Below are 23,463 nucleotides of genomic sequence, written 5' to 3' on the forward strand. Positions count from 1 at the left end.
GCGGCGCGCTGCCGCGACCCGGGACCAATTCCCTCTCCCGCCGCGGCGTCGAGCGTGCCACGCTGGGAGCGACGACGACGATGTCGGAAGGAACGCCCATGGACGCGCCATTGATCGAACTGAGCGGGGTCGTGAAGAGCTTCGGCCCGGTCAGCGTGCTGAAGGGGGTCGACCTCAAGGCCTACCCCGGCCGGGTCACCGCACTGGTCGGCGACAACGGCGCCGGCAAGTCGACCCTGATCAAGGGGTTGGCCGGCGTGCAGCCCTACGACGGAGGCGAGGTGAGGTTCGACGGCGAGTCGGTGTCGCTGCACCATCCGCGCGACGCCTCCCGGCTCGGCATCGAGGTCGTCTACCAGGACCTCGCGCTGTGCGACAACCTCGACATCGTCCAGAACATGTTCCTCGGCCGCGAGGAGACCGAGTTCGGCACGTTCGACGAGGGCCTGATGGAGAAGGAGGCCTCCGACACGCTCCGCTCCCTCTCGGTGCGCACGGTCAAGTCGGTCCGGCAGAAGGTCTCCAGCCTCTCCGGAGGGCAACGCCAGACGGTGGCCATCGCCCGCGCGGTCCTGAAGAAGGCCCGCCTGGTGATCCTCGACGAGCCGACCGCGGCCCTCGGCGTCGCCCAGACCGAGCAGGTGCTGAACCTCGTGCGGCGCCTGGCCGACCAGGGCGTGGCGGTGATCCTGATCAGCCACAACCTGGCCGACGTGTTCGAGGTCGCCGATCACATCGACGTCCTCTACCTCGGCCAGATGGTCGCGCACCTGAACGCCGACCAGACCTCCCGCGACGACGTCGTCGGGTACATCACCGGCACCAAGGTCCAGCAGGGAGCCAGCGCATGACCACGCCGCAGACGCCGCAGACGACCGGTCCCGCGCCCGACACGAGCGTGAACGACGTCAACGACCTCATCGGCTCGGGGCAGGAGGGCTCGGTGGCCGACCAGGCCCGCGCCTACCTCCAGCGCATCCAGCACGGCGACATGGGCGCCCTGCCCGCCGTCGCCGGCCTGGTCGTGCTGACCATCCTGTTCAGCTTCCTCAGCCCGTTCTTCCTCACCGAGCGCAACTTCGCGAACCTGCTCACCCAGGCCGCGACGCTCGTGATGCTCGGCATGGCACTCGTGTTCGTGCTGCTGCTCGGCGAGATCGACCTCTCCGCGGGCGTGACCAGCGGCATGACGATGGCGCTGTTCATCGTCCTGGTCAACGTGCACGCGATCGCGTGGCCGATCGCGCTCGCGATCGCGTTCGCCGCGGGCATCCTCACCGGAACGCTGATCGGCTTCTTCGTCGCCAGGGTCGGCATCCCGTCCTTCGTGGTCACGTTGGGCCTCTTCCTCGGCTACCAGGGCCTGACGCTCATGATCATCGGCTCCGGCGGCCTGTACCGGGTGCAGATCCCCGAGATCCGCGACATCCAGAACTCCAACATGCCCGTCTGGGCCGGCTGGGTCATGCTCGGCATCATCCTCGCCATCTCCGCCGGCATCTCGTTCTGGGATCGCGCCCGACGCACCCGCGCGGGCGTCCCCAACCGCACGATCGCGCTGGTCTGGATCAAGCTCGGGGTGATCGCGGTCATCGGCGGCGCCGCGATCGTGGTCCTCAGCCGCAACCGCGGGCAGTCGGTCGGTGTCGTCGAGGGCGTGCCCATCGTCGTGCCGATCGTGCTCGTGATCCTCTGGATCGGCACGTTCGTGCTCGACCGCACCCGATTCGGCCGGTACCTGTACGCGATCGGCGGCAACGCCGAAGCCGCGCGCCGCTCGGGCGTGAAGGTCATGGCGATCCGATGGACCGCGTTCATCGTCTGCTCCACCCTCGCCGTGGTGTCCGGGTTGTTCTCGATCAGCAAGGTCGGGTCGATCGACGCCGCGGCCGGCCGCGAGATCGTGCTCTCGGGCGTCGCCGCCGCCGTCGTCGGCGGCGTGAGCCTGTTCGGCGGACGCGGACGCCTCATGCACGCCGCGATCGGCGCCCTCGTGATCGCCGTCATCACCAACGGCCTCGGCCTGTTGAACCTCCCCGCCGGCGTGAACCTCATGGTCACCGGCGGCGTCCTCATCCTCGCAGCCACGGTCGACGCGGTCTCCCGCGTGCGGGCGGGCGGCTCGCTGATGCGGACCTGAGCAGCACCTCAACGCTCACCCGGGCTCCCGGCTTCGTCGTCGGGAGCCTCGGTAGGCTGGATCGGTGTCGTTCGAACCCAGCTCCATCCCGGTTGATCCCGATGCCAAGGGCGCGCTCGCGTCGAAGGGACTCGACTACCGCCTGATCGATCCGAGCGACACCACGGCGCTCGACGGCTGGATCGACGCGGATCACCGTGGGTTCCACCACGCGCGCCCGCGCGAGGTGACTCGTGGGTACGAGCGGCGCGTGATGGGCGAGCGTCGGCTCCACGGCGTCTTCGACCCCGGCGTTCCGGACTCGAACGTGCCGGTGGCGACCGTGTCGAGCTGGCCGACCGGCCTCAGCGTGCCGGGGGGTCGCAGCGTCGACGGGTGGGCGGTGAGCTCGGTCACGGTCTCCCCCACGCACCGACGGCGCGGGATCGCCCGCGCGATGATGGAGGCCGAGCTCCGCGCGGCGAAGCACGCCGGCGCCGCGGTGGCCATGCTCACCGTGACCGAGGCGACGATCTACGGCAGGTACGGCTACGCACCCGCGGCGAGGGCTGCGACGATCGAGATCGACCGGCGCCGGGCGAAGTGGAACGGGCCGAGCGCGCCCGGTCGCGTGCACTTCGTCGAGCCGGCGGCGCTCCGCGACGCGGCCGCGGCGATCTCGCGGCGCGCCGTGTCGCGCACCCCCGGTGAGATCGACCGATGGGCCGGCATCCTCGACCGGATGCTCGGACTCGTCGATCCCGATTCCGACGCGTCGCGCGCGCTGCGCGCCATCCGCTACGACGACGAGCACGGCCAACCCCAGGGGTTCGCCGCCTTCCGCGTCACGCGCGAGCCGAACGAGCCGGGCTGGGCCGAGTTCGACGTGCTCGCCGCGGCCACCGACGACGCCGAGCGCGCACTCTGGCGGGTGCTCGTCGAGCAGGACTTCGTGACCGGCGTCCGAGGGCGTCTCCGCTCGATCGACGAGCCGATCGAGTGGCTGCTCGAAGACCCCCGCGCGGTGACCGTGTGCGACGTGACCGACCACCTCTGGATCCGCATCGTGGACGCGGCCGCGGCGCTCGGCGCGCGCCGGTACGGCGCCGCCGGGGAGCTCGTGCTCGACATCGACGACCCGCTCGGCTACGCCGCGGGCCGCTACACGTTGCTCGCGTCGGCAGACGGACGTGCGGTGGTGCACGTCCCCCGCTCCGACGGGTCGGCGGATGCCGGGGCCGACGCGCCGTCGAACGCCTCCGCCGCGCCGAAGCGGGAACGATCCCGAGCCCGCGCCGGCGCCGAGGGTTCGGGCTCCCGCAGCGCTGCACGGGCCGCGGAGCCCCGCTCGCTGAAGCTCGACGTGCGCGACCTCGCGTCGATCTACCTCGGCGGCGTGCGCCCGTCGGTGCTCGCGCGCGCCGGTCGGATCACGGCGTCCTCGAACGGCGCGCTCGAGCTGGCCGACCGGATGTTCGCGTCGCCGCGCGCGCCGCACCTCAGCATCTGGTTCTGACAGGGGCCGTCAGGCGGCATCCTGCCGCGGGAAGATCACCTTCTCCACGATGATGATGAGCGACGCGGCCACCGGGATCGCGACGAGCGCGCCGAGCACGCCGCCGAGCGTGCCACCGGCGACCGCGGCGATCACGACGAGCGCACCGGGCACGGCGACGGCGCGGCTCATGATCCGCGGGCTCAGCACGTAGGCCTCGAGCTGCATGTAGACGAGGTAGTAGATGCCGGCGGCGAGGCCGGTGGCGGGCGAGGCGGCCAGGCAGATCAGCGAGATGACGATGGCCCCCGTGAGCGTTCCGACGAGCGGGACGAGCGAGCCGAGGAACGCGATGAACGCCAGCAGGATCGGTGCGGGTGCGCCGATGATCGTGAGGAAGACGAGGCTCAGCACGCCGTTCACCGACGCGAGGCTGATCTGGCCGATGACGTAGCGGCCGACCGATCCGGTGATCTCCTGCGACACGTCGACGAAGCCGTTGCGCGAGGACGCGGGCACGAACCGCGCGGCGTAGCGCTTCATGGCGTCCAGCGAGGCGAGGAAGTACAGCGTGAGGATCAGCACGATCGTCGCGCCGGTGAAGCCGCCGGCGATCCCGGCGCCGACCGCGAGGATGCCCCCCGTGAGGGCCCCGATGTTCGCGGGATCGGCGAGCCAGTCGCCGATGGCCGAGATCGAGTCCGACAGCCACGTGCTGCTGCCCGTGATCGAGCCGATCCAAGCCACGAGGTCGCTGTTCTGGAAGTCCGCGACGATCTGCTTCCAGTTCGTGACGACCTCGGTGATCTGCGCGACGACGATCGGCACGATGGTCGCGATCAGCCCGACGAAGAGGCCGATGACGAACGCGAACACGATGAGGATCGCGACCCATCGCGGCATGCCCCGGCGCTGAAGCCAGCTCACGATCGGGTCGAGGCCGAGGGCGAGGAAGAGCGCCAGCGCGATGTAGAGGATCACGGTGCTGAGCTGCCCGATGACACCGCCGAGGAACAGCGCGACGAGCACGCCGATCGCGCCGACGAAGCCGATCCGGAAGGCGCGGATCCGGACCTCGGGGGCGCTCGGGTCCCGATCGGCGGTCACCTCGGCATGCACGGCCGGCTCGGGCTTCCGGATGGCTCCGGCCACGCGTCTCCACATGGCTGCGACGCTACGCCCGTGACCGGCGCGTGCACGGTCGCCGCGCCGCGCCGATCGCCCGACGGGCGCGCATGCCCGATCCGCTCCGTTCGGTCCCGGTCACCACGATCAGATCAGGCCGCTGCTCGCCGCCAGGCCGACCGCGATCGCGATGCCGACCCCGAGCACCCCGAGCACGAGCCCCGCGATGCCCGCCGCTCGACGTCGGCGCTCGGTCGCGTCGGACGCGCCGCCGTTCGCACGCGCCCAGATCGGCAGCCGACCCTTGCGCACCTGGGTCTGGAGGATCATCAGCCGGATGAGGTCGCGCATGGTGCTCGCGACATCGTGCGCATTGGGCCGCACCGCGGGATCGTCGGCGGTCATCGCGCCGAGGATCGCTCGCCACTCCGGGCTGAGGCTCTCGGGGATGGCAGGCGGCCGGTGCAGCCGCGCGAGCGCTGCTTCGATCGGGGTGCCGGTGTACTCGCGTTCGCCCTTCAGCGCCTCGAGGAGCACGAGCCCGAGCGAGTAGATGTCGGTCGCTGCGGTCACGTCCTCTCCACGCGCCTGCTCGGGAGAGATGTAGGCGGCCGTGCCCATGATGGTGCCGTGGCCGGTCAACCTGGTCCCGTCGACGAACTGGGCGACGCCGAAGTCCGCGAGGCGGGTCATGAGCGTGTACCCGAAGGTCGGCACTTCGCTGACGAGGATGTTCTCGGGCTTGATGTCGCGGTGGATGACGCCGCGGCCGTGCACGTAGCTCAGCACGTCGGCGACCTGCGCGCCGACGTCGGCGACCTGGCGCGGCTTCAGCGGCCCTTCGGCGATCCGATGGGCGAGCGAGAGTCCGTCGACGAGCTCCATGACGAGGTAGCGCCGCTCGATGCCGGCGTGCATGAGCCTGCCGGCGTCGTGGACCGGGACCAGGCCGACGTGCGTGAGGCCGCTCAGGAGGTTGATCTCGCGCTCGCGCCGCTGCTGGTCGGCGACCGTCTCCTCGGTCTCACGGAAGAGCTTCACGGCGACGTGGCGGCCGAGTTCGTTGTCGCGCGCGCGGTAGACGTCGGCCATGCCGCCGGAGCCGATGTGCTCGAGGAACTCGTACCTCGGCGCGCCCTCTCCGACCGGCTCGGGCTCGTTAGACGCCGGGGCGTCGAAGCCCGGGGCCGATGAGGGTCGCGGCGTCGTGGCCGGCACGACGGGCATCGCCGCGGGGTCGGTTCGGAGGGCGGGATCGCCGTAGGCGTGGCGAGGGTCGGTCCGAGTCGCGGGATCGGCGCGCTGGGTCGGGTCGGTGCGGACCCCGACTCCCGGCATCCCGGCAGGACCTGGACCTGCGGCCGAGGACGGCCCCTCGATGGGTGTCGACCCGTGCATCCGCGGCCTCATCTCTTCGACCGTGACGGTCGATCATGTGTTGTGGCGATTTTCGCTAGTTTATCTAACTAGCATCTCGCCGGACAACTCCTTCCAAGAAGTATCAGCGACGTCGACACGCGCGACAATTCCGGCCCACGGGCTTGACACATCGCCGATCGCCCCCATCTGCCGGTCAGGGGCCGGCGACCGCCCGCGGCGCCATCGCCGTCACCTGCGCCGACGGCGCTTCCTCACCCTCCGCGTCGCGCACGCTGTCGACCGCATCCCGCATCGACACCAGGAAGTCGAGCACGGCCACCGCGTCGTCCGGGTCCAGCCCTTCCGCGACTTCGATCATGCGCCGATGCATGTCGCCGAGGGTCGCCCGCACCTCGTCATCGCTCGCGATCGTCGGCGCGATGACGAGCGCCCGCCGGTCGGTCGGATGCGGTCGCCGTTCGACGTGCCCGCTGCGGACGAGTCGGTCGATCAGCACCGTGGTCGACGCCGAGGAGATCCCGAGGTGCGCGGAGAGGTCCTTGGGGCTGACCGCACGACCCTCCCCTTCGCGCTTCAGCAGATAGCGGATGGCGAGGAGGTCGGTCTCGCCCATCCGCATCGCCGACCGGGTGCGTCGGCGCATCGCCGCCTCGGCCGCGCGATACTCGCGCAGCGCATTCAGGACCGCGACCCCACGCCGGGTGCGATCGGCGGAATACCAGAACCCCGATGATCGCTCGTCAGACATCCAACTGATACTACATGATCTCGTTACTAGATCATCTAGCGAATGACTCGGAACCCCGCGCTAGAAGGAATGGAGGTACACCCACGGCAGCCGATCCATCATCAGGCGGTGACGAGGGCCGTCGGCGTCGGGCCCGTCGTCGGGCACGGCGCGGTGCTCTCGATCGTCCGTGTGGAAGTGCTCGTCCTCCTGCCAGTAGAGCGTCGTTCGGTCGTCGTCGAACCTGCCCACGAATGCCCGGAGCTCGTGGGCGTCCAGCGCGGCGAGCGCCGCGTCCACGTCGGTCGCGTTCCTGAGCTCGTGCAACGTCACCCACGTCGGCGGGAAGAGCGTCAGGGCACCGTCGGCATGGTGCTCGAGCGCCTCGGTCGGCGTGAACCACTCGACCTGGACCAGCTCATCGGTCGCGAGGCGGACCTCGGAATCGGGCGCTCGCGCCGCGAAGAACCGCGTGCGCATCCGCTTGGGCACGCCCTTCGGCGGGTGCCAGAGCGCGAACTCGACCAGGTCGCCCTCGGAGAGCTCCAGCCCGACCTCCTCGAACGTCTCGCGCACCGCCGCCCGGCGGGCAGCGGCGACCGAGTCGATCGGGTCGCCGGCGCCGTCGGCCTCGTCGACGGCCCCGCCCGGGAAGACCCACGCCCCAGCGAAGGAGCCGCGATGGTTGCGTTCGCCGAGCAGCACCTCGACGCCCCGAGGACCCTCGCGCAGGATCACCACCGTCGCCGCCGACCCGACGATCGGCTCGCCATCGGAGTCGACATCGCCCTGCATGCCGATCAGGATACGCCGATGGCTACACTTCGGACATGGCCGAGACCGCCGATGCTCCCCCGCTTCCCGACGGCGTGACGCTCGTCAGGGCGCCGAACCCGGGCCCCATGACGCTCGACGGCACGAACTCCTGGGTGCTGCGGGCCGAGGGCGCGACCGGGGCGGTCGTGGTCGATCCGGGCCCGGCGGATGCCGCGCACCTCGCGCGCCTCGCCGAGGGCGGCGTCGCACTGGTGCTCGTCACCCATCGCCATCCCGACCATACCGACGCCGTCGATGCCTTCGCGGACCTCACGGGCGCGCCCGTCCGGGCGATCGATCGGGTGTGGTGCCGGGGCGCCGACCCCCTCGCCGACGGCGAGGTCATCGACGCCGGCGGCTTCCGACTCGAGGTCCTGGCGACGCCCGGGCACACCTCGGACTCGATGTGCGTGGCGCTGCGCGACCCCGATGGGGCGGACGCCGCGCCGATCGCCGTCCTCACCGGCGACTCCGTGCTCGGCCGCGGCACCACGATCATCGCCCACCCCGACGGTGCGCTCGGGCCCTACCTCGAGTCGCTCGACCGGCTGCTCACGATCGGCATCTCGGCCGCCGCATCGGGCGGCCGGGTCGCCGTGCTTCCCGGTCACGGTCCGGCGCTGCCCGACCTCGCGGCGATCTGCGACGCCTACCTCGCGCATCGCGCCGAACGGCTCGACCAGGTCCGGTCCGCACTCGCGCGACTCGGCGACGCCGCGACCGCCGAGGCGGTCACCGACGCCGTCTACGCCGACATCGACCCAGCCGTGCGAGGCGCGGCCGAGGCATCCGTCAGGGCCCAGCTCGACTACCTGCGCGGCACCTGAGGCGACCGCGACCGCCGGCGACCGGTTGCTCAGTCGCGGTGCGCGGATTCGAACGCGGTGCCGGTGTCGTCGACGTACTGCTGGTGCAGGTGCACCGGCTCCACGGGCGTCTCGCCCGCCCGCCGGCGCTTGCGGGCGGCCGCCGCGAGGTTCAGCACCTCGACGAAGATCGCGAAGGCCATCGGCACGTAGATGAGGGCCTTGTCGATCTTCACCCCGAAGCCGTCGGCGACGAGGAACACGCCGATGAGGAGCAGGAACGACAGCGCGAGCATCTTCACGGTGGGGTGGCGGTTCACGAACGCGAAGATCCAGCGCGCCGCGAACAGCATGATGCCGAACGAGAGGACGACGACCGTGATGATCACGATCATGTTCTCGGTCATGCCGACCGCGGTGATCACCGAGTCGAGCGAGAAGACCATGTCGAGCGCGAGGATCTGCAGGATCACGGCCCCGAAGGTCGCCGTGCCGGCCCCGGTCGTGTGCTCCTCGTCGCCCTCGAGCTTGTGGTGGATCTCGGTGACGGCCTTGTAGACGAGGAAGACGCCGCCGGCGATGAGGATCAGGTCGCGACCCGAGAAGCCCATGCCCCAGAGCTCGAACAGGTCCTCCTTCAGCGTGATGATCCAGCCGGCCGCGAACACGAGGCCGACGCGCATCAGCATCGCCAGGGTCAGACCGAGGTTGCGGGCTCTCGCCTGCTGCTCGACGGGGAGCTTCGCGGCGAGGATCGAGATGAAGATCACGTTGTCGACGCCGAGCACGACCTCGAGCACGAACAGGGTCAGGAACACGGCCAGCAGGTCGGGCGTGAACTCGAGGGAGAAGTCCATGCGACCATTCTCCCGAGGCGCGGCTGTGTCCATGCCGTGAGGCGCATGCTCCTCAGTCGGCCTCGCCCCGGTCGTCGCGGGCGGCGCCGTCGAGCGTGAGCGGCGGTATCGCGATGCCGAGCGGATGCCGCGTCCACACCGCACGCGTGCGGCGGTGCTCCTCGCGCGTGCTGAACCGGTAGAGCTCGGTGCGAGCCCGCACCGAACGGGGTCGCCGGCCGTCGAAGGGATCGTGCGCGAGCAGCCGCAGCGTCGGGGCATCCGCCTCGAGCAGGCGCTCGAGGAACCGCAGGAACCAGGCCTCCTCGAGTCGACCGAGGGGCAGGAACCACATGAGCCAGTCGAGCCGCAGGTGGTACGGCGCGAACTGCCGCGGGATCCGCCGCGCGTCGCCCGGCTTGCCCTTGAACGCGTACTCGCGCCACTCCGCGGCGGGGTCGCGCGGATCGTCGGCCGTGCCCTCGACGACCACCTCGACGCGCTGCCGGGTCACCGACCCGAACGCGCCGTATGCGTTGACCAGCATGTACCGGTCGAAGCTCGCGTTCATCAGCTGGCGCTTCGAGACGAGGTTCAGGAGCGGATGACGGCTGAGCCAGAGGATGAGCGCGGTGACGAGCAGCACGATCGCGATCCACCACGGCGGGCTCGCGGCATCCGTCGGCGACTCGATCGCGTCGAGCGGAAGCCACGGCAGCAGCCACTGGACGACCCCGTCTCCGACCGCGCCGAAGGCGAGCACGATCGTGATCCAGTTCAGCCAGGCGAAGTTGCCCGTGACCACCAGCCAGAGCTGGGTCCCGATGATGATCGCGGCCGCGACCGTGCGGACCGGCTGCGGTGCGAACAGCAGGAACGGCACGACGAGCTGCGCGGTGTGGTTGCCGATCACCTCCAACCGGTGGAACCACTTCGGCAGGAGGTGCGCCTGCCGGCTGAGCGGCCCCGGCATCGGCTGGGTCTCGTGGTGGTAGTACAGCGCGGTGAGGTCGCGCCACGCGCGATCGCCGCGGATCTTGATCATGCCCGCTCCGAACTCGAGCCGGAACACCAGCCACCAGACGAGGACGAGCGTGGGCAGCGGCGGCGGAATCTCGCGCGAGCCGAGGAAGGCGACGAGGAATCCGGCCTCGCAGAGCAGCATCTCCCAGCCGAAGCCGTAGAAGGTCTGGCCGACGCTCACGATCGAGAGGTAGAGCCCCCACATCGCCAGGAACGCGAGCATCGGCACCCACGGTGGGCCGAGCTGCGGCAGGCCGACCACGACGGATGCCGCGAGCATCATGCCGACGGAGCAGACGGCGACGAGGCGCGCGTCGGTGTATCCCCAGCGGCGGAAGATCGTGGGGCCGAGGAACCCGCGACGACGGGTGCGTCCGAGGCGACCTACGCGCTCGCCGGCACGTTCCGCGCGCTCGCGGACGCGCCGCTCGGCGTCGTCGACGGCGCGCAGCAGGCTCGGCACGGGCAGGAGGCCGCCTTCGCCGAGCAGCGGACGGAACTGGTTCAGCGTCGAGAGGAAAGCGACGAGGAACAGTGCGGCGATTCCGCGCTGGACCACCTCGCGCGCGAGATCGGCGTCGCGGGCGTCGAACCATGCGAACCAGGTGCTCCAGTCCACGCGCTCACGCTAGCCGCTCGCACCCGGCGGGATCCGGGCCGAACGGCCCCTCAGGCCGGCGGGTTCGCGGGGTCGACCGCCTCCAGGGTCTCCTCCTCGACCGCGTTGTCGGCCTCGACGTCGTTCGCGTCGTGACCCGGGAACGCGTCCTGCAGTCCGATCGTGTTGATGGTCCCGGTGAGGTCGGGGCTGTCGGGGTTGAGGTCCCCGGCGGGTCCCAGTCGGTCCTCGCCCTCCCAGGGGTTCAGCGGGTCGCCGTTCATGTCGTGCTCCTCCCGGCGTTCGGTGCCTGCGGGATCGCGGTCGGGTACCGCGCTCCCGTCACCTCAACGTTCCTCCCGGTGGCCGGACGAGTCAACGGGTTGCGTCGGCGTGGCTCGGACGGCATGCGCAGCGCCCCGGGGCTCGGGCTCCGGGGCGCTGCGCGGGCGGGATCGGATCAGGCGACGAGCGCGACGCCGGCGTTCCAGCCGACCTTCTCCTGCACGGCGAGCGTGAGCTGCAGGAACCCGACCGACTCGAGCTCGCGAGCCCGCGAGAGCGAGCCGGCGTCGACCGCGTTCACGCCGCCGGCGCGCACGACGTCGACGAGGGCCCGCTTGGCCAGCTCGTCGTCGCCGGCGACGAGGACGGTCGTGGGCTGGGCGCCACCCACGGTCTTCGCGGCGAGCGTGGCGGCGAAGTTGGTGTTGAACGCCTTGAGCACGCGCGACTCGGGGAGCGCGGCGGCGATGACGGCCGCAGCCGAGCCGTCGGCGGGCACGACGAGCGAGTCGAAGGTCTCGAAGTTCAGGGGGTTGGTGATGTCGACCACGACCTTGCCGGCGAGCTGCTCGCGGCGCGCCTCGATGATGCCGGCGACCGCGGGGTACGGCACGGCGAGGACGACGATGTCGCCCGTGATCGGCTCGGCCGCGTCGCGGCCCACGTACTCGACGGTGCTGCCCCCGGCCGCCACGATGCCGCCGATGGCGGTGCCCATGTTGCCGTTCCCGATGATGCTGACGGTCGTCATGATGTCCTTTCCGCGCCATCCGACGCGATTACTTGTCTCAACAAGTTGTTGCGACAACCAACACGATAGCGACATTCAGTTGTCGCGTCAACTGAATGTGCGAGAATGACGGCATGACGGATGACACGCGCTGGCTCGACACCGAGGAATCGGCCGCCTGGGTGCGGCTCGTCGCGCTCACCGAGCTCCTGCCCGGGGTCCTCGACCACCAGCTCCTTCGAGACGTGCAGCTGACGCACTTCGAGTACGCCGCGCTGATGGCGCTGGCGTCGGCCCCCGACCGAACGATGCGGATGACGACGCTCGCCGCCCGCACCAACGCCACGCTGCCCCGGCTCTCGCACGTCGCGCGCCGCCTCGAGGAACGCGGCCTGATCCGGCGCTTCCCCTGCCCGACCGACCGCCGTGCGACGAACGCGACCGTCACCGACGCCGGCCTCGGACTCATCGACGAGGCAGCGCCGGGCCACGTCGAGACCGTACGGCAGTACGTGCTCGACGCGCTGTCGCCCGACCAGCTTCGCCAGCTCTACGAGATCGCCGGCGCCGTGCTCGGCCGCCTCGACCCCGACGAGCGACTCACCGCGACCGCCTGCCAGTTCAGCGAGGGTCCTGCGATCGCCCGCGCCGGCTGAGCGCCGGAGTGCGTCGGGCGGGGACCTCGCCGCCCGCGAAACCGCCGTCACGCCCCCATTAGGAGGGTCGTGGCTGCGACGGCGCGTCGATACGATGAGCGGACCCTGACCCGCGGGATGGACCCGGTCCCCCGGATCACCTCTGCTCGGAGGCCCCGATGAACGTGGTTCGATCACTTGGAACGCTCGCGGCGATCTCCGCCGCACTCATGCTCGGGCTCGGCGCAACGGCGTTGAGCGCGACCGGGACGTCGGACGAGACGCTCCGTCTGCACCTCGGCTCCGATGGCACCCGCTTCGTCTACAGCAACGGCGGCGACCCGATCACACAGGACATCGGCACCCCGAAGAACTGCCAGATCACGGTGGAGGGGCCGCTGGCCTCGATCGACGGCAGCGACCGCGGACCGGGGCTGAAGGACGGCTCCATCGGCATCAAGACCGGCGGCTCCACGGGCGTGCCCTGTGCGCGGGTGGACAGCACCGAACTCCTGGTCGTCAGTCTCGAGGGCGTGCCGGACGCGGTCCGCGCGAGCCTCGACCTGGAGCTGAAGGGCTCGGCCCGGGTCGACATCGTCGCCTCGAAGGGCAACGCGGTGGTGGACACCTTCCAGGTCCGTTCCGGCGGCGGCATCGTCCCCGGGCAGGGAACCGACGGGACGACGACGGCCCCGTATACCGCGACCGCGACCGCGGCGGCGCCCATCGTCAACTGCCGCAATGCGTCGGACTCCGGTCCGGACTCCGGCCCGAACGACAACTGCTACGTGACGATCGAGCCCTCAGCCGAGTTCGATTCCGTCCGTTTCCGCCCGCTGAGCGGTGAGATGTCGCTCGAGGGCAGCTCCGACTTCGGCAACGACCCCGCGTTCGACACGATCTTCACGCTCGGGTCGGGGTACGACGGAGAGCTCGGCTGCACCGAGGAGAACAGCACCGCGACGATCGACGTCGGCACCGTCTACGGCAGCTTCACTCGACTGCAGAACACCGACGGCTCCGAGTGCGTACTGAAGCCGTACACGCTCGACGTCGACATCGAAGCCGAGACGCTGAGCTTCGTGCCGGTGGACATCGGCGCGCCGCAGCCCGCGGCCTACCAGGGGACGGTGGCGTTCGCCCCGAAGCCCTCGGCGAACCCGTTCACCAACCGGCTGGAGTACGACCAGGACGACGACGGTCCGCTCGACTTCGTCGACATGCCCTGGTGCGCGGGCGACCCGTACGCGACACCGGACGTGCCGGGATCGATCGACACCGGTGTGATCCCGTCGGGCCACACGTGGTGCATCGTCCAGGAGACGACGAGCATCTACTCGGCGACGGAGATGCGCACCACCTGGAGCGTCGTCGGCATCGGCGACCCGAAGATGCGCTGACCGTTCCGACCGAGCCTCATCCGCGATGGTTCGGCGTGGTGCCCACCACGCCGAACTCGCGGAGGAGTCCTTCGGCCTCGGCTCGGATCTCCCCCGCCGTCGACGAGTCCTCCGAGAGTTCGGCCTCGACGAGCCGGAGTTGCGCGACCTCGAACGCGAGTCCCTGCTCGCGCGCGACGGCGAGCCCGGCCGAGACCGCTTCGCGCGCCTCCGTCGTGCGCCCCAGCGCGGCGAGCGCCAGGGCCCGCGTCCGCGCGATGGTGCTGCCGTAGAGCTCGGCCTCGCCGCCGGCGCCCTCCTCCGTCTCGGCCAGCGTGTCGAGGGCCCGCTCGGGTTCGCCCGCGAGCACGAGGCCGTGCGCGACGAGGATGGCCGCCTCGATCGCCGACTGGACCTGGCCGGTCCTGGTCGCCTCGGCACGGAGTGAGACCAGGCTCTCCATGGCCCCGTCGTCGCCGCGGAGCAGGTGCAACCGCGCCAGCTGGATCTCGGCGAAGATCGCGGCATCCACCAGGCCGTGCGCCCGGAGCACGCGGACCGAGGGCACGAGCACCTCCTCGGCCTCGTCGAACCGTGCCTGGCTGACGAGAACCTCGCCGATGTTCGCCCCGCAGGTCGCCGCCTCCGCCTCGTTCCCGGCGCGGATGAAGGCGTCGCGGGCCCGGGCGTAGAAGGCCACGGCGTCCTCCCAGTGCCCCTGCCAGAAGGCCTGACCCCCCAGGTTGTTCGTCACGACCGCGGTCCCCGGCAGGTCGCCGAGCTCCTCGTAGATGGCGAGGGCGCGCTCACCGTAGACGGCCTTCGACGACTGGCCGAGCATCACGTACGCCGCATCGAGCACCTGGTACGAGCGGGCGAGCGCCTCCCGCTCGCCCGACGCCTCGGCCTCGACCATCGCCTGCTCGGCGAGCCGCACCGCTGCCGGCATGTGCTCCTGCAGCTGCCGGATCTGGGCGTTCAGTGCGTTCAGCCGTGCGGTCGCGCGGAGGGCCTCGTCGCTCCCGATCCCCGCGACGAGGTGACGACCACGCGTGAGATCGCGGTACGCCGAGACGTACGCGCCGGTGCGCGCCCGGGCGCGGGCCCGCTTCAGCAGGATGTCCGCGGACCGGATCGGGTCGTCGCGGACGAGGCGGCCGGCCTGCCGGTACGCTTCGACGGACTCCCCGAACAGCCCGGCCTGCTCGAGCACGTCGCCGAGGGCCTCCGAGATGTCGGCGACCTGCGCCGGTGCGAGGTCGGGGACGTACCGAGAGGCGTTCACGGCACGACGGTAGAAGGTCGCCGCCTCGAGGTTGGCGTAGATCTCCTTGGCGTGCGTCCCGGCGTCGCGCGAGGAGGTCCAGGCCTCCGGCCACCGATGCGCCTCCGAGTAGTGGATCGACAGGAGCTCCACCTGACCCGACGGATGGTCGGACGACGACGCGGCGATCGCGTCGCCGACCTGCGCATGCAGTTCGCGCCGCGTCTTGAACGGCAGGCCCGCGTACGCGACGTCGCGGATCAGGCTGTGCTGGAACTGCACCCACCCGTTCGCATCGACGGAGAGGAATCCGCCGAGGCGTCGGAGGAGCGTCACCTGCCGGCCGACATCGGTCGCGGTCGCGCCGAGGACAGCCGGCATGTGCTCCTGCCGGAAGCCGGCGCCGAGCACTGCGAGGCGCCGCAGGAGATTGCGGTCGGCCGGGGGCAACCGGTCGATCCGGGCGGCGATGAGTCCCTCGATGGACTGCGGAAGGTAGTCGACCCCGGCGCCGCCGCGCAGCACCTGGAGGAGCTCGAGCAGGAAGAGCGGACTCCCCTCCGCCCTCGCGGCGAGCGCGGCCACCTGGTTCGGAAGCAGGGGGGTGCCCAGCGTGGCGCGCTGGATCAGCACGGTGGCCTGGGCGAGGTCGAGCGGCGGCAGGTCGACGTGGGTGACCGCCGGCCCCTCGGCCGCCACGAAGCCCTGGTCGCCGGGCTGCCGGCTGACGATGACGAGCCACGGCACGTCCTCGACCTCGGCGATGAGCGCCCCCAGGAGGTCCCTGGATGCCTCGTCCATCCACTGGCCCTCCTCGATGAGGAAGAGCGTGGGCTCTCGGACGGTGGCGCGGAGCAGCTGGGCGACGGCGGAGCGGGTGCGGGCGGGGCGGAACTGGTCGTCCAGCTGCGCCACCTCCGCCGACTCCGGGAGGCTGAGTCCGAGGGGCGTGCCGATGAGGGCCAGCCATGGCTCGAGGTCGGGAGCATGCGTGCGCACCAGCTCGGCGAGCGCGGCCTCGGTCGCCTGCTGATCGAGGCCCTCCAGCCTCCACGCGGCCCTGAGCAGCGATCGGAACGGGAAGTACGGCGTCGCCAGCTGGTAGAGCCGGCACTCGGCGGTGATCACCCGCTCGGGCCTGGCGGCGGCGAGCAGTTCCGCCAGGAGACGGGACTTGCCCATGCCCACGTCGCCCGTGACGTCGATCATCCGGCCGCGACCCTCGCGGGCGTCGGCCCATGCTCCGGTGAGGATCGCCAGTTCGGCATCTCGGCCGATCAGCGGGGTCGCGGTGAACTGCTCGCCGGCACGGCTCCCCCTCGGCTCGCCCACCGAGTACGCCTGCACCGGCTGCTGCTTGCCCTTGACGGAGAACGGCTCGCACTCGGTGATCCGGAAGGTCGTGCGCGACGCCTCGAGCACGTCGCTCGTGACGAAGACCTCACCGGCCGGCGCCGCGGCCATGATGCGGGCGGCGAGGTTCACGGCGTCGCCCATGATCGTGTAGGTGCGCCGGTAGGCGGGGCCGACGGCCCCCGCGAAGACGTGACCGGACGTGATGCCCATCCGGACGGGGAGGTCACTCGGCGCCCCGTGTCGGATCGCCCGTGCGGCCAGCAGCATCTGCTCCTCGTTGTTCCCCGCGGTGTCGGGAACGCCCGCGGTGAGGATGATCTTGCCGCCGTCGGGCGCGATGTCGGTCGCGAGGAAGGTGACGCCGCGGTCGTCGGCGCACCGCTGCACCTCCGCGACCAGCTCGTCGAGCACGCCGGCCGCATGCGTCGGATCCTCAGCCACGAGCCGGTCGAACCCCGCGTAGTGCAGGAACGCGATGGCCGCAGGCCGATGCTCCGGATCGATCGTGCCGGACTCGAGCGTCCGCCGGAGCCCGACGGGCACGAACTGCCGCAGATCGAGCTCGGGCGAATCGGCGGCGAGGAACCCCGATTGCTCGACGTGCGGTCCGCGGCGCAGCAGCCGGCCGGGCCCGCGCACGGCGCCCACGCTCGAGCGCGGCAGCAGGGCCGCGGTCTCCGGGCTCAGCAGGATCTGCGATGCGGTCGCCGCGCCCTCCATCTGCACCGTCCGCGTGGCGCCCGGCCCGGCGACGATGAACTCGCGGTGCGAGTCCCCGACCAGGAAGAAGTCGAAGGTGCCGCTGTGGATGCCGACCGACATCCGCAGGTGCACCGTGCCGGCGCTGGTCGCGAATCCGTCGATCCGCCGCAGTTCGGCGCGCATCTCGTGCGCCGCCGCCGCGGCGCGGAGGTGGTGGTTCTCTCCGGTGAACAGCAGCAGCTGCGCGTCGCCGCCGAACTTCAGCAGGTTCGCACCGAAGGCGTAGGCGGCCGGGAGCAGGCGACCGAAGGTGCCGTCGATCACCTCGGTGACCTCCTCGGCGCCCACGTCGCCGTGACGTGCGAGGCGCTCCGACATGCGCGTGAATCCCGAGATGTCGACGAGCGCCATCGTTCCCTCGACGGCCTGGTGCAGGCGACCCGGATGCTCTTCATCCCAGAATCGCACCAGTCGGGGCACGTACGGCTGCAGCACACCGGTCCTGCCGGTGTCCGCTGGCGCGCCGAGCGCATTCATCGCGAGGACCTCCCTCCGTTTCAATCTAAGCCACGACCCCGCTCGCTGCCGTGAGCAGCGCTGCCGTCGGCAGCATCCGCCCCGTCCGCCGTCGACCGAGCGCAGGCTGGGCGCATGACCGATCGAGAGACGCCACCCCTCCAGCCCATCGACGCCGAGCTGACCCGGCGCCTGTTCCACGAACGCATCATCGTGCTCGGCGACGAGCTCGACCAGGCGGGCGGAAACCGCATCTGCGCCCAGCTCGTCGCGCTCGCCGCCGACGACGCGCGCCGCGACATCCGCTTCTGGATCAACTCGCCCGGCGGCTCGGTGCCCGCCATGCTCGCGATCCACGACGTGATGCGGGCCATCCCGAACGACGTGGCGACCATCGCCGTCGGCATGGCGGCCAGCGCCGGGCAGTTCCTGCTCACGGCCGGAACCCCCGGGAAGCGCGCGGCGCTCCCCCATTCGCGGATCCTGCTTCACCAGGGCTCGGCGGGGATCGGCGGCACGGCGGTCGACGTCGAACTGCAGGCCGACGACCTGCGGTACACGCGCGACACCGTGCTCGGGCTCATCGCGCGCTACACCGGCCAGGCCGTCGAGCGCGTGCGCGAGGACTCGCTGCGCGACCGCTGGTACACCGCCGAGGCGGCCGTCGAGTACGGGTTCATCGACCACGTCACCGAGCGCTTCGACGAGCTCTTCCCGCTCGAGCCGCGCGCGGTCGCGGGGCTGGGGGTGACGGCATGACCTCGTACACGATCCCCTACGTCGTCGAGAAGCGGGGCGGGGTCGAGCGTTCGCTCGACGTGTACAGCCGCCTGCTCTCGGAGCGCATCGTCTACCTCGGCACCGAGATCGACGACGGCGTCGCCAACGTGCTCATCGCGCAGTTCCTCCACCTGGCCTCGGAATCCGGCGAGTCGCCGATCAGCCTCTACGTCAACTCCCCCGGCGGATCGCCGAGCGCCGCGCTCGCGGTCTACGACACGATGCGGCACATCCGAGCGGATGTCGCGACCACGTGCGTCGGCCGTGCCGGCGGTCCCGCGGCAGTCCTCCTCGCAGGCGGTGCACCGGGGCAGCGCTCGATGCTCCCGCACAGCACGGTGACGCTGCACCAGCCCTCCACGCAGGGCCGCGGCACGGTGCCCGACCTGATCCTGCACGCCGACGAGGTGCTGCGCGTGCGCGCCGAACTCGAGGCGGCGCTCGCGGCCGACACGGGCCGCAGCGCGGCCTCGATCCGCACGGACACCGATCGCGACCTCATCCTGCCGGCGCAGGCCGCCGTCGATTACGGGCTCGCCGACCACGTGCTCGCGGTGCAGGTGCCGTCGGCCGTGCCCGCCCGACCCGCCACGGCCGACATGGCCGCCACGGCCGCCACGGCCGCAGCGGCGGCGCGTCAGGCGGCGAGGAGGTAGACGTCGACGGGGGCCATGCGCGTGGGGGCGACCGGAGCGACCGGGGCGGGTGCGATCGGGGCCGGCGTCGCGGCGCCGATGCTGCGCCGGAACCCGACCCGCTCCGGTCGGCGCTGTTCGAGGCGCCCGGCGACGCGCCCCACGACGTCGACGAGTTCCAGCCCCAGCGCCTCGGCCACGGCGCCCAGCACCTCGGACGACGCCTCCTTGCGTCCCCGCTCGACCTCTGAGAGGTACTGCGGCGAGACGCCGGCCGAGCGCGCGACCTCCGTCAGGATGCGCTCCTGCTCGAGGCGTTCGTCGCGCAGCACGTCGCCGAGCACGTCGCGCCAGAGCGGCCTCACCCGGTGGGGAGCCCTCGTGTCGGCGCGCTCGCCCGGGAACTCGATCGTCTCGCCCATGAGCCGAGGCTACGCACGCACGCGGGCGCGCGACAGGGCGATCCGCTGACAGCAGAACGACCGGCGTCGGGTCCCGTCGCCGGTCGCGACCGCGACGGTCACGCCGTCTGGTACGTGAGGCAGTCCGCGTCGTCCGCGCCGGGCCCGATGCGGACCGCGGCCGCGTGGCACTCGAGGGAATCGTTGTGGATGCACTCCGAACGCTGGCAGGCGCCGACGTGGGTGACGACCTTGTCGAGCCCGCCCTTCGTACCGAGCGGGATGAACGTCGCGCACTCGGCGTCGCCGGCGCTGCCGGCGATCGTGACCGCGGCGGCATGGCAGCGGGAGTGGTCGTTGTACGAGCAGCCGGCCACCGAGCACTCGGTGACGGCGGGCAGTTCGTCGAGGGTCATGCTCATGGCGACCTCCTGAGGCGGTGTCGGTCGGGCGGTGCGGTGATGCTACTCCTGCCCCCGGCGGGCGGCCACCCCGCGTCCGCGTGTCCGCCGACCGGGACGGCCGTGCGTCAGAGCAGCCAGGGATCGACCCCGGGATCGTCGGCCCGCGGCGGGTCGGCGATCGCCGGAGGCGGGGGCGTCCGGCGTCGCACGCGACCGGTCATCCACCCCCGGACGACGCCCGACATCCCGGTCGATCCGGCACCCAGACGTTCGAACCCGCCGAGGTCGGGCCCGGTCGGGATGTCCTTCGGCAGCGCCGCGGACGCGACGATCCATCGCGGCATCCCGAGCAGGCCGAGCACCCGCGCGAGGCGCTCCGACTCGAACACGCTGTCGGAATCGAGCGATTCCGCGAGCACCTCCTCGAGCTCCCCCGCCGAGTCCGGCCGGCCGGCCGCGGCCGCGAATGCCGCCGCGTGCTCGGCGCCGAAGGGCTCGTCCAGCACCTCGTCGTCGGCGCCCGCTTCCCGGGACGGGTCGCTCGAGTAGCGGCCGAGCTCGTCCGCGCCGTCCCACGCGGCGATCACGAGCTGGCGGTCCGACCGGACGCGCACCGCGAACGCCCGGACGCGCAGCGCGTCGGCGAGCGCGGCTCCAACGTCGAGCACGCCGCGCCGCGCGGCGGCGATCGTACCGTCGCCGGGCACCGCGATCGCGACGACCCAGTCGTCGGACGCCGGGGCGAGCCATCCGGTGAAGTCGAGGTCGCGCAGCGCCTCGCGCACGGCATCGCGCGACGCCGTCGACGCGGGCACGAGCAGCGCGGCGTAGCTGTCGCCGCCCGGCTCGCCGGATTCCGCGGGGACTCCGGGCACTGGGAGGGTCATGCCCCGATCATCCCGCAGGTCCGGCGTCGCCGTCAGCCCCGCTCGCGGTGCCAGCGCCGCGGCCCGCGGCGTCAGACCTCCAGCACGTGGCTCGCATGGCCGTGCGCGACCACGTAGCCGGCCCGCGCGTACAGCGCGAGCGCGCCCGACGGGTTCTCGGCGTCGACGTCGAGCACCGAGCGTTCGAGGCCGGCCGCGGACGCCGCGGCGAGGTGCCTCGCGAGGAGCGCCTGTGCGATGCCCCGTCCGCGCTCGTCCGGGACCACGCCGACGAGTCGCACGTAGGCCGAGGTGAACCCCTGGCCGGTCCAGTCGCCGCGGTTCCGGGTCGCAGCGACGAGGCCGATCACGCGCTCCGTGCCGGAATCGCCCGAGGCGACGGCGACGACGCCGAGATCGGGTGCGAAGTCTCGACCGGAGACCATCGACTCCCACGTCACCCGGTCGACGGACTGGCTTCCCCAGTGCTCGGCGAAGCTGGCATTCCTCGCGAGGCGTGCCGCCTCCGACCACGCCGGCGACCACGTCTCGAGCCGCACGCCCGACGGCGACGGGACGGCGAGGACGGGCGCGGCGAGATCGCGCTCGAGCGAGGAGAAGTGGCGGGCGACGCGGAAGCCGGCGTGGGCGAGCAGCGCGGCGGCATCCGTCACCCCGTCCTCGATGAACGAGATGATCCAGCCGGGCAGTCGCTCCCCGGTCGCCGCGAGCTGCTCACGTGCGCGCGCGACCTGCCAGCCGAGCAGGGCGCGCCCGATCCCCCGGCCGCGTGCATCAGGACGGACGGCGCCGAGGACGATCGAGCGCACCAGCGTCTCTCGGCCGGTCGGCAGCACGGCCGACCCGTGGGCGACGATCCGGCCCGAACGGTCGAACCCCACGAGGGTGTCGCGCCGCGGGTCGACGTGGGGCAGTTCGAAGACGGCCTCGAGCTCGTCGCGGCTCTCGGTCCAGTGCGGGTGATCGACGCGTGCCACGTCGGCGTGGAACTCCAGGAGCGCCTCGAGGTCGCCGGGCGCGACCGGGCGCCAGTCCGCGACTTCCGGGTGCGATGGCGCGACGGGAGGGTGGATCGGCCCGATCCGCTCGGCCAGGGTGGGCATGGGGTGCGCGTCGTCGGGCATGACCCGATCGTGCCACGGATGCAACGGACCAGGCACGGCCGTGCCGCGGACGTCGACGACGAGGTCGACGCCCGCGGCACGGATGCGGGTCTCGGCGCGGCGGCTACTCCGCGACCGGGATGGACTGGGCCTCGAGCGCGTCGATGGTCGACGCCTGGCCCTTCTCGAGCGCCTCCCCGAGGGTGCTGCTGCCGGAGGCGGCGGCCTTGAAACCGTCGGAGACGTCGGCGTACACCTGCGTCATGGTCGGGCCCCACACGAAGTCGGGGTCCACCTGCGCGGACGCCTCGGCGAACACGTCGTAGATCGCCTGGCCGCCGTAGAACTCGACGCCCTCGGTGAGCGTGGGCAGTTCGAGACCCGCCTTCGTGGCCGGGTAGATCGCGGCCTGCTCGTTGAGGATGGTGAGCGCCTCATCCGAGGTGTTCAGCCAGAGCGCGAACTTCGCCGCCTCGTAGAGGTGGTCGGTGCCCTTGAAGACCGCGATCGACGAGCCGCCCCAGTTGCCGGCGGCGGCGTCACCCGACTCCCACTGCGGGGCGAGCGCGACGGACCAGTTCCCGGCCGTGTCGGGCGCGCCGGACGCGATCGAGTTGGCACCCCAGACGGCGGAGTTCCACGTCCAGACCTCGCCCGAGTTGTAGGCGTTGTTCCACTCGTCGGTCCACGCGGGGTAGGTCGAGACGAGGTCGTTCTCGATGAGGTCCTGCCAGTAGTCGGCGACCTGCATCGACGCATCGCTGGTCAGTTCCACGTCCCACGCGTCGCCGTCGTTGGCGAACCACTCGCCGCCGGCCTGCCAGACGAATCCGGCGAACTGGTTGATGTCGGTCTGCGAGAAGTTCGTGATGTAGCCGCCCTGCTCGCGGATCTTCACCGCGGCCTCGCGGTACTCCTCCCACGTGGTCGGCACCTCGATGCCGTTCTGCTCGAACAGGTCGCTGCGGTAGAACAGCGCCATGGGGCCCTGGTCCTGCGGGATGCCGTAGGCCTCGTCGTCGGTGCCGAGCGAGACCTGGCCCCACGTCCAGTCGAGGAACTGGTCCTGGGCGGCCACGACGTCCTCGCATACCGCGAGGTTCTCGAGGCCGTCCTGCACGCGGAAGTTCGGCAGCGCGTCGTACTCGATCTGGCCGAGGTCGGGGGCGTTGCCGGCCTCGAGCTGGTTGAAGAAGTTCTGGTAGGTGCCCGAGTTGCCGTTGGGGCCGGTCTGCACCTCGACCTGGATGTCCGGGTTCGCGTCGTTCCAGGCCGCGACGGCGTCCTCGATGCCCGGGATCCAGCTGGTGAACGTCAGCGTGACGTCCTCGCCGGCGGGCTCGCACGAGGCGGCGTCGCCGCTCCCGGAGCCGGAGTCGCCGGCCGCGCATCCGGTCAGCGCGAGAGCGGCGGAGGTGAGCAGGGCTGCGGTGACCGCTCGTTTCGTGTGTCGCATGGTTT

22 protein-coding genes are annotated in these 23,463 nt (G+C 71.6%); 8 read left to right on the forward strand and 14 right to left on the reverse strand.

Annotated elements, in window-relative coordinates:
• Nucleotides 1-98 precede the first annotated feature (98 nt).
• From ACSJD1_RS05270 to ACSJD1_RS05280, 3 genes are all read left to right on the forward strand, one after another.
• Entirely contained in the window at nucleotides 99-851 is a 753-nt protein-coding gene (locus tag ACSJD1_RS05270; protein WP_438854263.1) for an ATP-binding cassette domain-containing protein, read from the forward strand.
• Nucleotides 848-2,140 carry a sugar ABC transporter permease gene (locus tag ACSJD1_RS05275; RefSeq protein WP_438854264.1) on the forward strand — a complete coding sequence of 431 codons (1,293 nt, stop codon included), beginning with the start codon at nucleotides 848-850 and terminating at the stop codon, nucleotides 2,138-2,140. The genes ACSJD1_RS05270 and ACSJD1_RS05275 overlap by 4 nt, the downstream gene beginning before the upstream one ends.
• Before the next feature lie 64 nt (nucleotides 2,141-2,204).
• Nucleotides 2,205-3,635, forward strand: a complete 1,431-nt coding sequence (locus tag ACSJD1_RS05280; RefSeq protein WP_438854265.1) for a GNAT family N-acetyltransferase — start codon at nucleotides 2,205-2,207, stop codon at nucleotides 3,633-3,635.
• 9 nt (nucleotides 3,636-3,644) lie between these two features.
• On the opposite strand, the gene ACSJD1_RS05285 is transcribed toward ACSJD1_RS05280, so the two are convergent.
• From ACSJD1_RS05285 to ACSJD1_RS05300, 4 genes are all read right to left on the reverse strand, one after another.
• Nucleotides 3,645-4,778, reverse strand: coding sequence for an AI-2E family transporter (locus ACSJD1_RS05285; RefSeq protein ID WP_438854266.1), 1,134 nt, complete (start codon nucleotides 4,776-4,778; stop codon nucleotides 3,645-3,647).
• Between the two features lie 108 nt (nucleotides 4,779-4,886).
• A complete protein-coding gene (locus tag ACSJD1_RS05290; RefSeq protein ID WP_438854267.1) occupies nucleotides 4,887-6,077 on the reverse strand; it encodes a serine/threonine-protein kinase in 1,191 nt (396 codons plus the stop codon).
• Nucleotides 6,078-6,312: 235 nt separating this feature from the next.
• Nucleotides 6,313-6,867, reverse strand: a complete 555-nt coding sequence (locus ACSJD1_RS05295) for a MarR family winged helix-turn-helix transcriptional regulator (protein WP_438854268.1) — start codon at nucleotides 6,865-6,867, stop codon at nucleotides 6,313-6,315.
• Nucleotides 6,868-6,927: 60 nt separating this feature from the next.
• Complete coding sequence (locus tag ACSJD1_RS05300) at nucleotides 6,928-7,641, reverse strand: NUDIX hydrolase (RefSeq protein WP_438854269.1); 714 nt, start codon at nucleotides 7,639-7,641, stop codon at nucleotides 6,928-6,930.
• A 35-nt stretch (nucleotides 7,642-7,676) separates the two neighbouring features.
• On the opposite strand from ACSJD1_RS05300, the gene ACSJD1_RS05305 reads away from it, so the two are divergent.
• Entirely contained in the window at nucleotides 7,677-8,489 is an 813-nt protein-coding gene (locus ACSJD1_RS05305; protein ID WP_438854270.1) for an MBL fold metallo-hydrolase, read from the forward strand.
• A gap of 29 nt (nucleotides 8,490-8,518) precedes the next feature.
• Here ACSJD1_RS05305 and ACSJD1_RS05310 read toward each other — a convergent pair whose 3' ends face one another.
• The 4 genes from ACSJD1_RS05310 to ACSJD1_RS05325 form a co-directional block, all read right to left on the reverse strand.
• Nucleotides 8,519-9,325, reverse strand: coding sequence for a TerC family protein (locus ACSJD1_RS05310; RefSeq protein WP_438854271.1), 807 nt, complete (start codon nucleotides 9,323-9,325; stop codon nucleotides 8,519-8,521).
• Between the two features lie 52 nt (nucleotides 9,326-9,377).
• A complete protein-coding gene (locus ACSJD1_RS05315) occupies nucleotides 9,378-10,946 on the reverse strand; it encodes a lipase maturation factor family protein (RefSeq protein WP_438854272.1) in 1,569 nt (522 codons plus the stop codon).
• Nucleotides 10,947-10,996: 50 nt separating this feature from the next.
• Entirely contained in the window at nucleotides 10,997-11,209 is a 213-nt protein-coding gene (locus ACSJD1_RS05320) for a hypothetical protein (RefSeq protein ID WP_438854273.1), read from the reverse strand.
• A gap of 176 nt (nucleotides 11,210-11,385) precedes the next feature.
• A complete protein-coding gene (locus tag ACSJD1_RS05325; RefSeq protein ID WP_438854274.1) occupies nucleotides 11,386-11,961 on the reverse strand; it encodes an NADPH-dependent F420 reductase in 576 nt (191 codons plus the stop codon).
• Nucleotides 11,962-12,074: 113 nt separating this feature from the next.
• On the opposite strand from ACSJD1_RS05325, the gene ACSJD1_RS05330 reads away from it, so the two are divergent.
• The gene (locus ACSJD1_RS05330; RefSeq protein WP_438854275.1) at nucleotides 12,075-12,596 is read left to right on the forward strand and encodes a MarR family winged helix-turn-helix transcriptional regulator; all 522 of its coding nucleotides are present in this window, start codon (nucleotides 12,075-12,077) and stop codon (nucleotides 12,594-12,596) included.
• A 158-nt stretch (nucleotides 12,597-12,754) separates the two neighbouring features.
• Nucleotides 12,755-13,975, forward strand: coding sequence for a hypothetical protein (locus tag ACSJD1_RS05335; protein WP_438854276.1), 1,221 nt, complete (start codon nucleotides 12,755-12,757; stop codon nucleotides 13,973-13,975).
• A 16-nt stretch (nucleotides 13,976-13,991) separates the two neighbouring features.
• Here ACSJD1_RS05335 and ACSJD1_RS05340 read toward each other — a convergent pair whose 3' ends face one another.
• On the reverse strand, nucleotides 13,992-17,813 hold the full coding sequence (locus ACSJD1_RS05340; RefSeq protein WP_438854277.1) for an adenylate/guanylate cyclase domain-containing protein: 3,822 nt from the start codon (nucleotides 17,811-17,813) through the stop codon (nucleotides 13,992-13,994).
• Between the two features lie 114 nt (nucleotides 17,814-17,927).
• Here ACSJD1_RS05340 and ACSJD1_RS05345 point away from each other — a divergent pair, with 114 nt between their 5' ends.
• Complete coding sequence (locus ACSJD1_RS05345) at nucleotides 17,928-18,551, forward strand: ClpP family protease (RefSeq protein ID WP_438854278.1); 624 nt, start codon at nucleotides 17,928-17,930, stop codon at nucleotides 18,549-18,551.
• Complete coding sequence (locus tag ACSJD1_RS05350) at nucleotides 18,548-19,228, forward strand: ClpP family protease (RefSeq protein WP_438854279.1); 681 nt, start codon at nucleotides 18,548-18,550, stop codon at nucleotides 19,226-19,228. The genes ACSJD1_RS05345 and ACSJD1_RS05350 overlap by 4 nt, the downstream gene beginning before the upstream one ends.
• Here the strand turns inward: ACSJD1_RS05350 and ACSJD1_RS05355 are convergent.
• From ACSJD1_RS05355 to ACSJD1_RS05375, 5 genes are all read right to left on the reverse strand, one after another.
• Nucleotides 19,210-19,629 carry a helix-turn-helix domain-containing protein gene (locus ACSJD1_RS05355; RefSeq protein ID WP_438854280.1) on the reverse strand — a complete coding sequence of 140 codons (420 nt, stop codon included), beginning with the start codon at nucleotides 19,627-19,629 and terminating at the stop codon, nucleotides 19,210-19,212. The two genes, ACSJD1_RS05350 and ACSJD1_RS05355, sit on opposite strands and share 19 nt — an antisense overlap.
• A 98-nt stretch (nucleotides 19,630-19,727) precedes the next feature.
• Nucleotides 19,728-20,030: a DUF1540 domain-containing protein gene (locus tag ACSJD1_RS05360; protein WP_438854281.1), complete on the reverse strand. Its 303-nt coding sequence runs from the start codon at nucleotides 20,028-20,030 to the stop codon at nucleotides 19,728-19,730.
• 107 nt (nucleotides 20,031-20,137) lie between these two features.
• On the reverse strand, nucleotides 20,138-20,899 hold the full coding sequence (locus ACSJD1_RS05365) for a hypothetical protein (RefSeq protein WP_438854282.1): 762 nt from the start codon (nucleotides 20,897-20,899) through the stop codon (nucleotides 20,138-20,140).
• 71 nt (nucleotides 20,900-20,970) lie between these two features.
• Nucleotides 20,971-22,023: a GNAT family N-acetyltransferase gene (locus tag ACSJD1_RS05370; RefSeq protein WP_438854283.1), complete on the reverse strand. Its 1,053-nt coding sequence runs from the start codon at nucleotides 22,021-22,023 to the stop codon at nucleotides 20,971-20,973.
• Nucleotides 22,024-22,126: 103 nt separating this feature from the next.
• Nucleotides 22,127-23,458 (reverse strand): ABC transporter substrate-binding protein, encoded by a 1,332-nt coding sequence (locus ACSJD1_RS05375; protein WP_438854284.1) that lies wholly within the window; start codon nucleotides 23,456-23,458, stop codon nucleotides 22,127-22,129.
• Between the last annotated feature and the right edge of the window lie 5 nt (nucleotides 23,459-23,463).

This window comes from Agromyces excoecariae, assembly GCF_051715505.1.
Lineage (GTDB): Bacteria > Actinomycetota > Actinomycetes > Actinomycetales > Microbacteriaceae > Agromyces.